We start from the raw sequence: 15,428 nt of genomic DNA on the forward strand, positions 1-15,428 counted from the left end.
GCGGGAGTTTTTTAAATGATATTCCATAAATTTTCAGCAACATCTTTTGCTTCGCTATAAATTTTTTCAACTTCAAAATTTACTTTCCTATTTTCCATTAAAAATTCACCGTCAATAATTGTATCAACAACATCGAGATTATCCCAGATACCAAAAAACACATGCCCAAAAATGTTATTTTCATTTAAAGGTGTAAATGGTGCATATTCAAAAGAAATCATATCGGCTTTGTATCCTTTTTCTATTCTACCAACCTTTATATTCAATATTTTTCCAAACAGGTTATATACATTATCAATATTATTCTTTAAATCATCAAAATTGAAGAATGTTGGATCTTCATATCTATATTTCTGGGTGAAATAAAGGTTTAAATATTCTCTTGTTATATTAAATCCTAAGCCGTCATTGCCTATTATTGTTTTTATATTTTTATCTTTGAGTAATTTATAATTTGGCATTCCTATGGCATTATTCATATTTGAAGTAGGATTAAGTGCAACATATACATTGTAATTTGAAATTATATCAGCTTCATTTTCATCAATATGGACACAATGGGATAATATGGAATTATCAGTTAACAAATTGAATTCTTCTAATCTTTCAACAACACGTTTTCCATATTTTTTTATTGAATCTTCCTCATCCTCTAAACTTTCAGCTACATGAATGTGTATGGGAGCACCATTTAAATTTTCTGATACCTTTTTTAATGTTTCGTTGGATAAAGAGAGTGAAGCGTGTAAACCAAACATTCCGGCAAATTTTTCAGAATTATTCTTTAAAAATTCTGTATTTTCTTCAATACATTCGTCAATATTAAATCTATCACTGGTTTCAAAACAAAAAACACCTCTTACACCAATTTTTTCTGTAACGCTTTCCTTTAATTTGTTCAATGTTCCTTTTATTGCTTGCCCGCTTGCATGATGGTCTATAATTCCTGTAATTCCATTTTTTATAAATTCTATACCGCTCACAAGACCACTATAATATGTAGTTTCAAGATCAATTTTTGAATCCATTCGCCACCATAACTGTTTTAAGATATCAGAAAAACTTTTTGGATTAAATTCAACAGCCATTCCCCTTGCAAAAGTGGAATAAATATGTGTATGTCCGTTGACAAATCCTGGCATAACGAGTTTTCCTTTAAAATCAATAATTTCTTCATTTCCTTTTTTTTTGAAATTATCCATTGAACCTGTTTCAATTATTTCTTTATCAAATCTAATATATTGATTTTCTCTATATGTTTCATAATCAAAGATATTACAATTAACAATAACCTTTACCATCTTATCTCTTCCCTTCTCAGGAATCTTCCCTTTTTCCTTGAACCGATAAATTTTCCATTGTTAATTATTATTTTACCATTTGATATTGTTGTTATAACTTTGCCTTTAACAGGGAGACCTTTATAAACTGTGTAATCTGCTGCAGAATGATGTTTTTCTATTATCCAGTCAACTTCTGGATCGAAGATTACAATATCTGCATCAGCGCCCGGTAAAAGGTTACCTTTACGTGGATATAATCCATAATACTTAGCAACATTAGAGGTGAATTTATCAATAACTTTTTCTCCAAAAAGTGTAAACATTAATGAGAATGAAAATTCCACTCCACCTATTCCCATAGGCATAATATTTGTATATCGTTTATTTTTATCCTTTGAATTAAATGGGCAATGATCCGTTCCTATTGTTTGCAAATAATCAAAATTTTCGACGAGCAAATCCTTTTCCTTTTCGCTTCTCAAAGGTGGTGTCATTGAGAATAAATATCCGTGTTTTTTTCCATATAAACTGTCATCAAAATAAAAATAATGCGGACAGCTTTCAAGAACCATATTTTTTCCTATGATATCAGAAAATTTTTTCTTTAAGACATCAAGGGAATATCCACTTGATAAATGGACTATATACAGTTGTCCTTCATAATATTCTGCCATTTCAGCTAATTTTACAACTTCTGTAGTTTCAGAAAGAGTAGATCTAACGCTGGAATGTTCCTTCATTTTTATTTTTTCCTTCTTTTCTATTAGCTCATCATTTTCAGCATGCACTGTAACGACAATTCCTTCTTCAGAAGATAATGAAAGCAATTCTGATATATATTTATCCTTTGTCATTCGCTGTCCATACGTGGTAAATAATTTAATACTTGCTACGCCTAATTCTTTACATTTTTTGATTAATTTATGAGGTTCTACAGTTGGATTTGCTATAGTGGCATGAAATGCAAAGTCAGTATGACTTTTTTGGGCTAATTTCATACGAGTTTCAAAAGCTTTTTCCAGTTCTTCCATTGTAGTTATTGGATCGAGAAAATCGATATATGAAGTAATTCCACCATATGCTGCAGAGATTGAGCCTGTTTTAAAATCATCGACAGATGTATATTTTCCAACGGTTAGTTCAAAATGAACATGTGGATCTATAAAACCGGGAAGTATAAACTTCCCGGAAGCATTGATTTCTTTCTTTGATTCTAAATATGATGTAGTAATATCACATATCTTTCCATTTTTAACATAAAGGTTTCCTTCTATAAATTCATTATTTATATATATTTCGCCATTTAATATCCCAAGATCAAACATGGCAATCACATCCCGATTATTATCTTCCACCCATTAATAATGTCATTACAGCCTTTGCTGTATGCAATCTGTTTTCTGCTTCATCAAATATTATTGAATGTGGTCCGTCAATAACAGAATCTACAACTTCTTTTCCTCTATCTGCGGGTAACGCGTGCATATAAACTGAATCCGGTCTTGTTAATTTCATCTTTTCTTCATCACAAATCCAATCTTTATGTTTTGCGGTTTCAGCCTTAATTTCTTCTGGATCATCTGACACAAAGAATCCTCCCCAGTTCTTTGGTATAACAACATGTGCATCAACAAATGCATCTTCCATTTTATGTGAAATATTCAATTTTCCACCATATTTTTCTGCATTTTCCTGAGCCTGTTTTACAATATCAGGCATTAAATCGAATTTTTCTGGATAAGCAAGAGTTACGTCCATACCCAATCTGGTGAACAGTAATATTTGTGATTGAGGAACTGATAAAGGTTTTAAATGACTTTCAGCATATGCCCAGCTTATACCAACCTTTAAGCCTCTTAAATTCTTTCCAAATCTTTCCTGCATTGTCATTACATCGGCCAATACCTGGAACGGATGATAAACATCATCCTGTAAATTCATAACAGGTACCTGTGAAACAGAAGCCATTCCTCTTAAATATTTATTTCCTTTTCCGAATTCACATGCTCTAACAGCAATTCCGTGTCCCATTCTTGCTAAAACTCTTGCAGTATCTTCAGGTGTTTCTCCATGAGATAATTGCATTGTACTTGGGTTTAAGAAATTAGCATGACCTCCTAATTGTGCAATACCAGCTTCCATAGAGTTTCTTGTTCTTGTAGATTGGTCAAAGAATATTAAGAATAAAGTTTTATATAATAAATATGGTGTTGGTATGTTGGATGCCATTTTGATTTTTAAATCCCTTGCAAGATCTAACATCATTTCTATTTCTTCATTTGTAAAATCCTGTGTTGTAATGAAATGTCTACTTTTTTCTGTCTTAAAAAATGCTGACATAAATATCTCCCCCTTAGTTTTAATTTTTTAATTTGAAAACGTTCTCTTTTTTACTGAAAAAAATTTACTTTTTAAGTTTCTCTACCAATGTTTTTGGGAAATTAGCGTAAAATGCTGCAGCTTTAACAAGATGTTCAATCTTTACCTTTTCGTTTGGAGCATGAGCATATTTTTCATCGCCAGGTCCAAATCCAACTGTAGGTATTCCATAAACACCAGCTGTTGCAATTCCATTAGTACTAAATGTCCATTTATCAATAAATGGTTCATCATTAAATGTTTTTTCAAACGTTTCTTTTGCAGCTTGAACTACAGTAGAATCCTCTTCAACAACCCATGTTGGGAAATATTTTTCAACTGGATATTCTACTCCTGTATAAGCAGGTTTTGAATAGGTTAATTCTACAATTTCAGCATCTATACCAGTCTTTTTAAATATTTCCCTTATCTCTTCAAATGCGCTTTCCTTTGTTTCTCCAGCCGTTAATCTTCTATCAATGTGAATAACACATTCATCAGGTACAGCGTTATGTGAAGGTGATTTAAAGAATATTTGAGAAACAACTATTGTGCCTTTACCTAAAAACGGATCATAATGCAAGTTTTCATTTAATTTTTCTATTTCATTTATAATCTTTGCCATTTTATATATAGCATTATCGCCTCTTTCTGGAGCGCTTGCATGTGCTGAAAGCCCCACTGTTTTTACTCTAAATTCTATTCTTCCTCTATGGCCTCTATAGACATTTAAACTTGTAGGTTCTGTAATAACTACAAAATCAGGTTTTAACTTGTCTTCTTCTACAATATATCTCCAACATAATCCGTCACAGTCTTCTTCCATAACTGTACCAGTTACATATACTGTAAAATCATCAAGTAAATTTAAATCCTTAAGTATTTTCATACCATATACCATAGAACACATACCGGCTTTTTGATCAGAAGCACCACGACCATAAACCCATTCTTCATCCCAATCACCACTAAATGGATCCTTATCCCACAAATCAGGATTTCCTACTTCAACTGTATCAATGTGTGCGTCCATAGCTATAACAGTTTTTCCACTGCCAATCCTTCCGAGAATATTTCCCAGACCATCGATTTTTACTTCGTCAAATCCAACCTTTTCCATCTCTTCTTTAATTACCTGAATTACTTCTTTTTCATCACCAGAATAACTTCTTGCTTTTATGAGTTTGCTCATAAATTTAACTATGTCTTCTCGGTATTTTTCTGCCAATTCTAAAGTTGTCAATCCTATCCCTCCCATATGAAAATTCTTTATATAACATTATATAACTTTAATATTAAAATTTAAAATCCATAAAAACTAAATTAACATTACTTTAGCAATTGGAATTTTTAAATATTTTTAATTATCTCAATTATTCAAAGATTTTTGAGGGAGTATAATTTATAATTGTAATTATGATATAATTAATCTACTATTAGTTATAATCAATAGAAAGGAGATGAATATGGAGAATTTAGCTGTTGCTGTTCAACCAACAATAGGATATTTTGGTGCCTTTTTAGGTGGGATAATCTCATTTTTTAGTCCCTGTATATTGCCGTTAGTTCCATTATTTTTTGGAATTCTAATGCCAGATTTGAAGGATTTTAAACTTACCTTGAAACGTGGATTAGCTTTTTTTCTTGGTTTATCGATATTCTTCTCGATGCTGGGTGTTTTAGCAGGAAGTTTGGGAACTTTTATCTCAAAATATCAAGACGTCTTTAATCTGGTTGCAGGAATATTTATTATAATAATGGGTATTTATTATCTCCTTGATAAAGAGATCTTCAAAGGATTTAAGCTGGATTTATCAAAATATAAGGGAACAACTTTTTTAGGTGCTTTTATAATGGGAATTTTAATTTCATTTATATGGATTCCATGTTCAGGACCTGTTCTCGCAGCAGTATTGACCTTTGCATCTACAACAACAAACATATTTAAAGGTGGATTTATGCTTTTCTTATATTCATTGGGGATTTCTATTCCATTTTTATTTTTCAGCGGTGTAGTAAGTAAATTATTATCCAGAATTACATTTGGGACACCAAAATGGCAAAAGATTTTAAAGGTTTCAGGGAGTTTATTATTGGTTTTAATGGGGATTCTGGTAATACTTGGAAAGTTCAATAATTTACAGGGAGTGTGAGGATAATGAAAAAAATAAGTCTTTTTATTTTATTAATAATATCAGGTGTAATTATGTATGGTTCAATCCTTCCAGATAAATTTATTGTTCATGATTTTAATGTGGCATTGAAAATTGGTGAAATAACAGGGAAAAAGGTTATAATTATGTTTTCTTCAGGAAGTTGTTATTATTGTAATAAGTTTAAAAAAGAAACTTTATATGATGAAGAGGTACAAAAGTGGTTAAGAACTGAATATATCTTTGCAGAGATATATGCTGATAAGAAAAAGATTGCCAATTATAAAGGGAAAACATTAAATTACAGGGATTTATTTGGAGCGTTTGGAGTAAGAGGGACACCAACATTTTTCTTCTTTGATAGCAAAGGAGAAGCAAAGGCTCAATTGCCAGGATATGTAGATCCTACAACTTTTATTTCTATCTTAAAATACTTTAAATACTCTTCAAATCACAATATAGATTATAGTACATTTGTAAAAAAGAATATAAAGGTTTCAATAGAAAAAAGAGTTTTGAACTTAACAGATGAAGAGATAAAATATTTGCTTGAAAATGATCCAAATACAGTGGAATACCAAAAAGATGATTCTTTAGATGATTTTGTAAATGTTATTGTTAAAGAAAAATCAAAGGAAATAGAAAGTAAATTTTATGTAGTAATTTATAGTAAGTAGAATCAAAACGCTTCAGCAATAGCTAATATGCTGGAGCGTTTTATATTATAAATATGATATAATTTTGATATGGAGGTGGAAGTGATGAAAAAATTACCGGTAGGAATATCAGATTATAAGGAGTTAATAGAAGAAAATTATATATATGTAGATAAAACAAAGTATCTATATGATTTAATAAATAGTGGAAAGTTTTATTTTATGTCAAGACCTCGAAGATTCGGAAAGAGTTTAACTATATCGGCATTCTATTATTTATTTAAAGGGGAAAGAGAATTATTTAAAGATACATATATATACGACAAATTGGAGTTTAAAGAATATCCAATAATAAGATTAAATCTATTAAAAGCAAAATCAGAAAGTATAGAGAAACTTAAAGAAAGCCTCACAAAAATGATAGTTCAGGAAGGAAAAAGAAATGGAGTAAAGATAGAAGAAACAGATTATAGTTTCGCATTTGATGAATTAATAATGAAGCTATCAGAAAAAGGAAAGGTAGTAATACTGGTAGACGAATATGAAAAACCAATATTGGATAATATAACAAACAAAAAAATGGCAGAAAAATGCAGAGAAGTATTAAGAAATTTCTATTTAAATATAAAAGCAAATGACGAGCATATAAAATTTGTATTCATAACCGGAATAACAAAATTCACAAAAACAGGAGTATTCTCAGCATTAAATAATTTAAGCGATATATCTTTAAACAGGAAATATGCACAGATGTTTGGATATACGCAGGAAGAATTGGAATATTATTTCAAAGATTACATAAAAGAATTATCAGAAGAAATGGGAATAACAGAAAAAGAATTGCTTGAAGAAATGAAGAGATATTATAATGGATTTTCATTTGACGGAGAACATACAGTATATAATCCATATTCAATATTGAGATTTTTTTCAGAAAAAAAATTCCAAAACTTCTGGTTTGAAAGTGGCTCACCGAGTTTTTTGTATGAGTATATAAAAGGAAAAAAGATAGAATATGAGGATTTAGTAAAAATACCTGTAAGTGCAGAAGATTTCTCAACAAGGGAAATAGAAGATGCAAAAGCAAATATCTTTTTTACGCAGGCAGGGTATTTAACCTTTAAAGGAATAAAAAAATATGGATTAAAGAAAAAATATATACTGGACTATCCAAATTTTGAAGTGAAAGAAAGTCTTCTTAAAATACTTGAAGAGATAAATAAAGATAATAAAAAAGCAAATGAGTGAAAACTTGAAAATTCCTGAAAAAATTCGAAGTGGAGCCGGACAAAATCACACGGATGTGATTTTGAGTGAAGACGAACATGGATGTGAGTCTGCAACGGCCGGCGGGAACAAGAATTTTTGAGGATTAGAATTTTCTACCTGTTTGAACGAATTTGCTTTTTTATTATCTGAAATGTATTGATATTTACAATAATAGCCTCAGCAGGAATAGATGTAAAAGCAGAAGAATTGACAAACTTAGGAAGAAGTGATTTAGTAATAGATTTTGACGACAGGATATATTTATTTGAAATAAAACTGGATCAAAGTAGCGACGAAGCATTAAAACAAATAAAAGAAATGAAATACTATGAAAAATACAGCGGAAAAGAAATATATCTCATAGGAATAAATATAAATTCAGAAAAAAGGAATATTGAGGAATATATAATAGAGAAGTTGTAAATTAAAAAAGGTGATAAGGTGAGAAATATATATAAAATAATAGATAAATTAAATGAAAAGATATTAGAAGCTAATGATTTTGAATATAGAACGGGAAAAGACTTTTATGAAAATAATTTAGTAGAAGAGTTTTCTGTTTTTAAAAGCAATAATAAAACAAATTTTACCGCCATTATCAATGATGGCGGAAAATTTTTTAGACCTATAATTAGTATTGATGAGGAAACAGAAGAAATATATTTTTCCTGTTCATGCAATTATGGAAAAAGCACATCATGTATGCATCTTGTATCATTAAGCTTAAAAGTAATAGATTATTTAAATAATGAAAGTAAAACACAGAGTAATATTCATGTGGAAAGCGATATTGCGGAATTTCTTGGAATTTATGATTATGGAGAAACCTATTATCTTGTATATCCTGATGAACAATATACAAAAATAAAATTAGCAGAAAAAATTGACGGTAAAATAAAATTGAGAAAAGATATTGAAACATATAATGATATATTGAAATTTCTAAAAACAGCTGTACCGGAAGATGAATATGAGATAAAAAAACTAATAGTGCCTGTGAAAATAGATAATTACTATGGAAAACACGATTATGAATTAAGATTAATGAGTTTTAGAGAATTAAAAAAAATAAAAAGCAGTAAAATACTTCTTCCAAATAAAAAAGAATTAAAATGGGGAGAAGATATAAAAATAAAGATAATTTTAGAAGGTGATTTAGAAAGTAAAAAAGGTAAAATGAAATTATTTCCCATACCAGAGAAGGAAAGGATTGTGAAAACATATAGCGATATGGCATATTTTAATAAACAAAGTATATCAATAATTGATATAAAGACTCAGTTAAATATCCCCTTTTATTTAAAGGATATAGAAAGTGAATTTTCATTTGAAAATAAAAGTGATCTTGAAAATTATATAAAAGATGTTCTTTTACCTTATGAAAGATTTGGATTTGAAATAGATATAGACGAGAGATTTGGGATAAAAAAAGAGATATTTATTCCAAAATTAAATTTATATATTAATTTTCTTCAAGATAGATTTACATTTAGAGGAAGGTTTTTGTATGGAAAGGAAATCAATTTTTATGATGAATACAAATATAGAAATTATGATTTAGAAAGAAAGTTATTAAAAAATCTTGAAGAGGTTAATGTTTTTCTCGATGAAAAAGGGCAATATTCAATGGAGATAAATGATTTCTTTGAATTCCTTGAAAATGGCATGAAAAAGCTGGATAAAAATATTATTATAAAAATGAACAGGAATATTAAGTTCCATGAAGTTGAAAATATAAAAATGCAGTTAAATATGAAAAATAGCTGGTTTGATGTGGAAGGTAGTCTTGAATTAAAAGGAAATAAACGTATAGATATAAGTTATTTGAGAAACAGAAAGAATAACTTTATAGTCCTTAAAGATGAAACCTTTATTAAAATTCCAGAATATATACTGGAAAAGCTTGAAGATTTAAAGGTAAAAAAGGAAAAAATTACAGTTGAAAGTTATAACATATATTCATTATTAAATTCTGAAAATATAGAAATAGATACTCTCGATGAAAAAACAAAGAAATATATAGAAAAAGTAAAGAGTTTTGAAAAAATAAAAGAGTATGAAATTCCTGAATTGAAAATTCCCATGAGAAAATATCAAATTGAAGGTTATAGATTTTTAAGATATCTTCAAGAATATAATTTCAATGGTATTCTTGCTGACGATATGGGGCTTGGTAAAACGCTTCAAACTATAGCTTTAATTCTATCATTAAAAAGAAAAGACAGAAAATTCCTTATAATTGCTCCGCGTTCAGTTATATACAATTGGGCAAATGAAATAGATAAATTTACATCGAATATAAAATATTACATTTATCATAATTCTCAAAAGGATATACCTGAGGATACAGATGTAATTATAACCACTTATAATACATTGAGAAATTCCATAGAAGAATTAAAGAAAACAAAATATTTTTATATTATCCTTGATGAAGCACAATTTATCAAAAATGACGAAACTAAATTATATAAGGCAATAAGAAAACTCAAATCAAATCATAAACTCGCACTTACAGGAACGCCGCTTGAAAATTCATTGACGGATTTATATAACATATTTGAGTTTTTAATGCCGGGATTTTTTGGAAATAAAAAGGATTTTTTGAGAAAATACAACTATGCAAATAAAGAAAGTATTGAAAGATTAAAAAAGAAAATCCATCCATTTATTCTAAGAAGAACAAAAGAAAATGTACTCAAAGAATTACCGCCAAAAACAGAAGAGTATATTTTCAATGAAATGACACAACATCAAAAAAAGATTTATCATCAAATAGCAGAAGAATACAGGCAAAAAATTGCAATGTCACAGGGGACCATAAACTTTAGCGTCCTTGAAGGACTTCTAAGACTAAGACAAATTGTAAATCATCCTAAATTGCTTGGTGTAAATATAGAATCCTCAAAATTTAATATGTTTAAAAATTTTATAAAAGAAGTATTGGAAGAAAATCATAAAATAGTGATATTTTCACAATTTGTGAAAATGATTGAAATAATGGAAGAATGGCTGGAAAAGGAAAAAATTCAGTATCTTAAAATAATTGGAAAAACCAAAAAACGTGTGGAAATAGTGGAAGAATTTAATAATACAAATAATATAAAAATACTTCTTGTAAGTCTAAAAGCCGGTGGAACAGGATTAAATATTACCGGTGCAGATTATGTTATTCATTACGATCCGTGGTGGAATCCGGCGGTTGAAAACCAGGCCACCGATAGAGTCTATAGAATTGGTCAGAATAAACCTGTATTTGTATACAAGTTTATAACAAGAGAATCAATAGAAGAAAAAATAATGAAATTAAAGGAAGCAAAGGAAGATTTATACAATCTTGCAATATCCACAGAAAAAGGTGTTCTAAAGAATTTGAGTCGGGAAGATATTTATCAGTTATTCGAATAATTTATCAAACATAAAAGGGTAACCACCGGATGATGTTTCAAAGGAGTAATAACTTCTTAATCATTAGGTAATTGACAGAAGGTTGATTATCTGTTATAATAAACTCCGGAAAGTTGAGATGCCGACGTAGCTCAACTGGCAGAGCGGCTGACTTGTAATCAGCAGGTTGGGGGTTCGAGTCCCTTCGTCGGCTCCAAATTTTTTTTCTTTTTTTTATCGGTGGTGAGGTGCCCGAGCGGCCAAAGGGGGCGGACTGTAAATCCGCTGGCGGATTGCCTTCGAAGGTTCGAATCCTTCCCTCACCACCATTTTATCAATTATAATGGCATGTGAGGTGAAATAAAATGGCAGCTAAAAGTCCTGTTTTAACTGTATCATTAAAATGTACAGAATGTAATAGAAGAAATTACTACAAAACAAGAAAAAGAACATTTAAAAAGAAATTGGAATTCAGAAAATACTGTCCACACTGTAACAAGCACACATTACATGTTGAATCAAAGATATAAACTAAAAGAAATTTCGAAGAAAATTAACCCCCTTAACAGGGGGTCATGATTAAATTCTGGGGGTGTTTTGATGTCAAAGTTCTGGATATTCCTTAGCTCAGTATGGCAGGAAGCAAAAAAAGTAAAATGGCCAAATAAAAAAGAAGCATTAACATCAACATTAATAGTTGTTGCGATATTGATATTTGTATCAGTTTATTTGTTCTTAATTGATTATGGGTTCTTAAACTTATTTACTAAATTCATATATCCCTTAATTGGTATAAAGACAGGAATGGGAACCGGATCAACTCAATGATAAAAAAGCAGGTGGATAATAATGCGTAAAAAATGGTATATTTTGCAAACTTTTTCAGGAATGGAGAATAAAGTAAAAGAATTAATTGAAGAAAAAGCCAGATTGTTTGAAAAGGAGAAGTTCTTTGGTAAAATTCTTATTCCTGAAGAAAGTGAAATAGACTTAACAAATAAAAAAGTTGATAGAATTGTTGTTGAAAAAGATGCGATAATTCATGTAAAAAATGGCGATAATGTCAAAAAAGGTGATATTATTGCTGAAGAGCCGGAAGTAATAGTAAAAAGATCAGGAGTTATTTCTGAAATAAAAAATTTTAGAAGAATAATTATTGAAACAAAAGATAGAAAGTATTTAAAAGATTATACAATACCAGAAAGTGCAAAAATAATGGGAGGATTAAAAATTAATACTCCTGTAGAGATAGGAATGCCTCTTGCAGCAGAGGGAGGATATGAATCAGCTTTTGATGGTACTGTTGTAGCTGTTGAAAAATTAAAAAGAATAGTTGTAAGTACTGATGATCATGGTGAAGATTTATACTATATATATAAAGATAATTTTGATTCAGCTGCTTTTAGAAAAGGGACATATGTAGAAAAAGGTCAAATGTTATCAAATAAAAAAGAATTTAAAGCAAAATCTTCTGGTAAGGTTGAAATTAGAGATTTTGGATCATGGAAACAGATAATTATATTAAAAACAAGAATATCCAGGTTATTTCCGGGTTATATGTTTATTGAAATGATTTTAAACAAAGAAACACAGGAAATGGTAAAAAATATTCCATATGTAATAAACTTTATAAATATAGGCGGAACGCCTGTGCAATTGAAAAATAAAGAAGTAAAAGCTTTATTAAGATTAACAGGTGAAGAATCATATGAAGTAAAAGAAAGTAAAATAAGAGTTGATTATGAAGTTGGAGAACATGTAAGAATAATAAATGGTCCATTTGAATTCTTTACAGGTAAAATTACAGAAATTGATTTACATAAACAAACTGTTAAAGTAACAATTAATATGTTTGGTAGAGAAACAGATGTAGAATTAGGTTTAACTGAAATAGAAAAAATTAGCTAATAAGTGGGAGGGTTATCCCGCTAATACCACGAAGGAGGGAACATTATGGCAAAAAAAGTTGCAAGGGTAGTTAAATTGCAATTACCTGCAGGTAAAGCCACACCTGCGCCACCAGTTGGTCCTGCATTAGGTCAGCATGGTGTAAACTTGATGGAATTCTGTAAAAAATTCAACGCAGCAACAGCTGATAAAGCTGGAATGATTATTCCTGTTGAAATTACAGTATTTGAAGACAGATCATTTACATTTACATTGAAAACCCCCCCAGCTTCCTTCTTGATCTTACAGGCAGCTGGACTTAAAAAAGGTGCAAACAACCCAGGAAGAGAAATTGTTGGAAAGATCACAACAACACAGGTAAAAGAAATCGCAGAAATCAAGATGCCCGACTTAAACGCAAGAACAATTGAAGCTGCAATGGAAATAATAAAAGGTACAGCAAGAAACATGGGCATCGAAGTAGTAGAAGGTTAAGGGGGTGTATGTGAATGTCAAGACATGGTAAAAGATACTTAGAAGCAAGAAAATTAATTGATAGAGAAAAATTCTATTCACTTGATGAAGCATTAGAATTATTACCAAAAATTGCAACTGCAAAATTCGATGAAAGTGTTGAATTACATATAATTCTTGGAATTGATCCAAGAAAAAGTGATCAGCAGGTAAGAGGTAACATCTCATTACCACATGGAACAGGTAAAAATGTAAGAGTTCTTGTTTTCGCTAAAGGTGAAAAAGTTAAGGAAGCATTAGATGCTGGTGCTGATTATGCAGGATCAGACGAATTAATTCAGAAAATCAACGAAGGTTGGACAGACTTTGATGTTGCAATTGCAACACCTGATATGATGAGAGAAATTGGAAGATTAGGTAAAGTATTAGGTCCAAGAGGATTAATGCCATCACCAAAAGGTGGAACAGTAACAAATGATGTTGCTGATGCAGTAAAAGAATTTAAAGCTGGTAAAATTGAAGTTAGAAACGATAAAACAGGTAACTTACATGTTGCTGTAGGTAAAAAATCATTTGAACCAGCAAAATTAAAAGAAAATATCGTTGAAGCATTACAACAAATAGAAAAAATGAGACCATCAGCAGCTAAAGGTAAATTTATCAGAAAAGTTTCTTTAGCACCTACAATGGGTCCTGGAATGAAAATAAACGTTTCAGAGTTTTTAACTGAAAAGTAATAATTATTGGTTATAATACCTCAGGAAATAAATAGTACTGAAGACAGCAGGTAATATTATAATGTGGTGAAAACCCGCCTGCCGAGGTACGCTGAAGATAAAACAATAAATGTTTTAGTCCTTCTGCGGTCCTCGTCAGGACCGCAGATTTTTTTTGGAGGAGGTGCGATTCGGTGTTAACAAGAGCTCAAAAAGCAGAAATGCTCAAAGAATTAGAAAGTGCATTTAAAGATTCTTCAATAGTTGTTTTCGTAGATTTTAAAGGTATGTCTGTTGCTGAATCAAATGATTTCAGAACAGATTTGTTCAAAAAATTCGAAGACAAGGTTGTATTCAGGGTTTATAGAAATGCATTGATAAAAACAGCTATTAAAAATGCAGGTTTAAACCTTGAAGACTATGAAGAATTCTTAAATGGTAACACAGCTTTACTTTACACAAAGGAAGCTGATCCAATTGAAACATTAAAAGTATTGGTAGAATTCAAGAAAAAATTAAAGAAGGATACACCAGCTATTAAAGCAGGTATTCTTGAAGGAAAACTCTTCACACCAGAAGAAGCAGAAGAATTGGCAAAACTTCCATCAAAGGAACAGTTGCTTGCTATGCTTGTTGGTGGCTTAAATGCTCCTATTTCAGGTTTGGTTGGTGCATTAAGCGGTATCTTGAGAAAGTTCGTATATGCTTTAAACGCTATTAAAGAAGAAAAAGAAAAACAATAATTTAAATATTTTCAGGAGGTGTTTTGGAATGACAAGAGAAGAATTAATTCAAGCAATTAAAGAAATGACAGTAGCAGAATTAGCAGAATTAGTAAAGGCATTAGAAGATGAATTTGGAGTATCAGCAGCAGCACCAGTTGCAGTTGCAGCAGCACCAGTAGCAGGTGGAGCAGCTCCAGCAGCAGAAGAAAAAGATTCATTTGATGTTGTATTAAAGAGCTTCGGTGCAAAGAAAATAAACGTAATTAAAGTAGTTAGAGAAATTACAGGATTAGGTCTTAAAGAAGCAAAAGACTTAGTAGAAAAAGCAGGAACACCAGACGCAGTAGTTAAAGAAGGAGCTTCAAAAGACGAAGCAGAAGAATTAAAGAAAAAATTAGAAGAAGCTGGCGCAGAAGTAGAATTGAAGTAATTTCTTAAAGAAAAATAAACTTTTATATGATATAATTGTTCCGCATCAGACTAACGTCTGATGCGGTATTGTTTTGCTAATAAAATTTCA

14 protein-coding genes, 2 tRNA genes, 1 pseudogene and 1 other annotated feature are annotated in these 15,428 nt (G+C 30.2%); of the genes and pseudogenes, 13 read left to right on the top strand and 4 right to left on the bottom strand.

Going from position 1 to position 15,428, the window contains the following annotated elements:
* Positions 1-11 precede the first annotated feature (11 nt).
* The 4 genes from MARPI_RS08360 to MARPI_RS08375 all read right to left on the bottom strand — a co-directional run bounded on the left by MARPI_RS08360 (position 12) and on the right by MARPI_RS08375 (position 4,899).
* Positions 12-1,301 carry an amidohydrolase family protein gene (locus tag MARPI_RS08360; protein ID WP_014297162.1) on the bottom strand — a complete coding sequence of 430 codons (1,290 nt, stop codon included), beginning with the start codon at positions 1,299-1,301 and terminating at the stop codon, positions 12-14.
* Positions 1,295-2,608, bottom strand: a complete 1,314-nt coding sequence (locus tag MARPI_RS08365; protein WP_014297163.1) for a dihydroorotase — start codon at positions 2,606-2,608, stop codon at positions 1,295-1,297. The genes MARPI_RS08360 and MARPI_RS08365 overlap by 7 nt, the downstream gene beginning before the upstream one ends.
* 19 nt (positions 2,609-2,627) lie before the next feature.
* Positions 2,628-3,623, bottom strand: a complete 996-nt coding sequence (locus MARPI_RS08370; RefSeq protein ID WP_014297164.1) for an ornithine carbamoyltransferase — start codon at positions 3,621-3,623, stop codon at positions 2,628-2,630.
* A 64-nt stretch (positions 3,624-3,687) separates the two neighbouring features.
* Entirely contained in the window at positions 3,688-4,899 is a 1,212-nt protein-coding gene (locus MARPI_RS08375; protein WP_041638591.1) for a YgeY family selenium metabolism-linked hydrolase, read from the bottom strand.
* A 208-nt stretch (positions 4,900-5,107) separates the two neighbouring features.
* Here MARPI_RS08375 and MARPI_RS08380 point away from each other — a divergent pair, with 208 nt between their 5' ends.
* The 13 genes and pseudogenes from MARPI_RS08380 (at position 5,108) to rplL (ending at position 15,338) form a co-directional block, all read left to right on the top strand.
* A complete protein-coding gene (locus tag MARPI_RS08380) occupies positions 5,108-5,794 on the top strand; it encodes a cytochrome c biogenesis CcdA family protein (RefSeq protein WP_014297166.1) in 687 nt (228 codons plus the stop codon).
* Between the two features lie 5 nt (positions 5,795-5,799).
* Entirely contained in the window at positions 5,800-6,471 is a 672-nt protein-coding gene (locus MARPI_RS08385; protein ID WP_014297167.1) for a thioredoxin family protein, read from the top strand.
* An 84-nt stretch (positions 6,472-6,555) separates the two neighbouring features.
* Positions 6,556-8,142 (top strand): annotated as a pseudogene (locus MARPI_RS08390) (ATP-binding protein).
* An 18-nt stretch (positions 8,143-8,160) separates the two neighbouring features.
* Entirely contained in the window at positions 8,161-11,127 is a 2,967-nt protein-coding gene (locus MARPI_RS10815) for a DEAD/DEAH box helicase (protein ID WP_014297168.1), read from the top strand.
* Between the two features lie 120 nt (positions 11,128-11,247).
* Positions 11,248-11,323, top strand: a tRNA-Thr gene (locus tag MARPI_RS08400).
* Between the two features lie 25 nt (positions 11,324-11,348).
* Positions 11,349-11,435, top strand: a tRNA-Tyr gene (locus MARPI_RS08405).
* Between the two features lie 36 nt (positions 11,436-11,471).
* Positions 11,472-11,636 carry a 50S ribosomal protein L33 gene (rpmG, locus tag MARPI_RS08410; protein WP_014297169.1) on the top strand — a complete coding sequence of 55 codons (165 nt, stop codon included), beginning with the start codon at positions 11,472-11,474 and terminating at the stop codon, positions 11,634-11,636.
* Positions 11,637-11,706: 70 nt separating this feature from the next.
* Positions 11,707-11,934 carry a preprotein translocase subunit SecE gene (gene secE, locus MARPI_RS08415; RefSeq protein WP_014297170.1) on the top strand — a complete coding sequence of 76 codons (228 nt, stop codon included), beginning with the start codon at positions 11,707-11,709 and terminating at the stop codon, positions 11,932-11,934.
* A gap of 21 nt (positions 11,935-11,955) precedes the next feature.
* A complete protein-coding gene (locus MARPI_RS08420) occupies positions 11,956-13,014 on the top strand; it encodes a transcription termination/antitermination NusG family protein (protein ID WP_014297171.1) in 1,059 nt (352 codons plus the stop codon).
* A gap of 45 nt (positions 13,015-13,059) precedes the next feature.
* On the top strand, positions 13,060-13,488 hold the full coding sequence (rplK, locus tag MARPI_RS08425; protein WP_014297172.1) for a 50S ribosomal protein L11: 429 nt from the start codon (positions 13,060-13,062) through the stop codon (positions 13,486-13,488).
* 14 nt (positions 13,489-13,502) lie between these two features.
* On the top strand, positions 13,503-14,204 hold the full coding sequence (gene rplA / locus MARPI_RS08430; protein ID WP_014297173.1) for a 50S ribosomal protein L1: 702 nt from the start codon (positions 13,503-13,505) through the stop codon (positions 14,202-14,204).
* 19 nt (positions 14,205-14,223) lie between these two features.
* Positions 14,224-14,366: a sequence feature (ribosomal protein L10 leader region), on the top strand.
* A gap of 11 nt (positions 14,367-14,377) precedes the next feature.
* On the top strand, positions 14,378-14,926 hold the full coding sequence (gene rplJ, locus MARPI_RS08435; protein ID WP_014297174.1) for a 50S ribosomal protein L10: 549 nt from the start codon (positions 14,378-14,380) through the stop codon (positions 14,924-14,926).
* A gap of 28 nt (positions 14,927-14,954) precedes the next feature.
* Positions 14,955-15,338 (top strand): 50S ribosomal protein L7/L12, encoded by a 384-nt coding sequence (gene rplL, locus MARPI_RS08440; protein WP_014297175.1) that lies wholly within the window; start codon positions 14,955-14,957, stop codon positions 15,336-15,338.
* Positions 15,339-15,428 lie beyond the last annotated feature (90 nt).

It is taken from the genome of Marinitoga piezophila KA3, from assembly GCF_000255135.1.
GTDB classification, from domain to species: domain Bacteria; phylum Thermotogota; class Thermotogae; order Petrotogales; family Petrotogaceae; genus Marinitoga; species Marinitoga piezophila.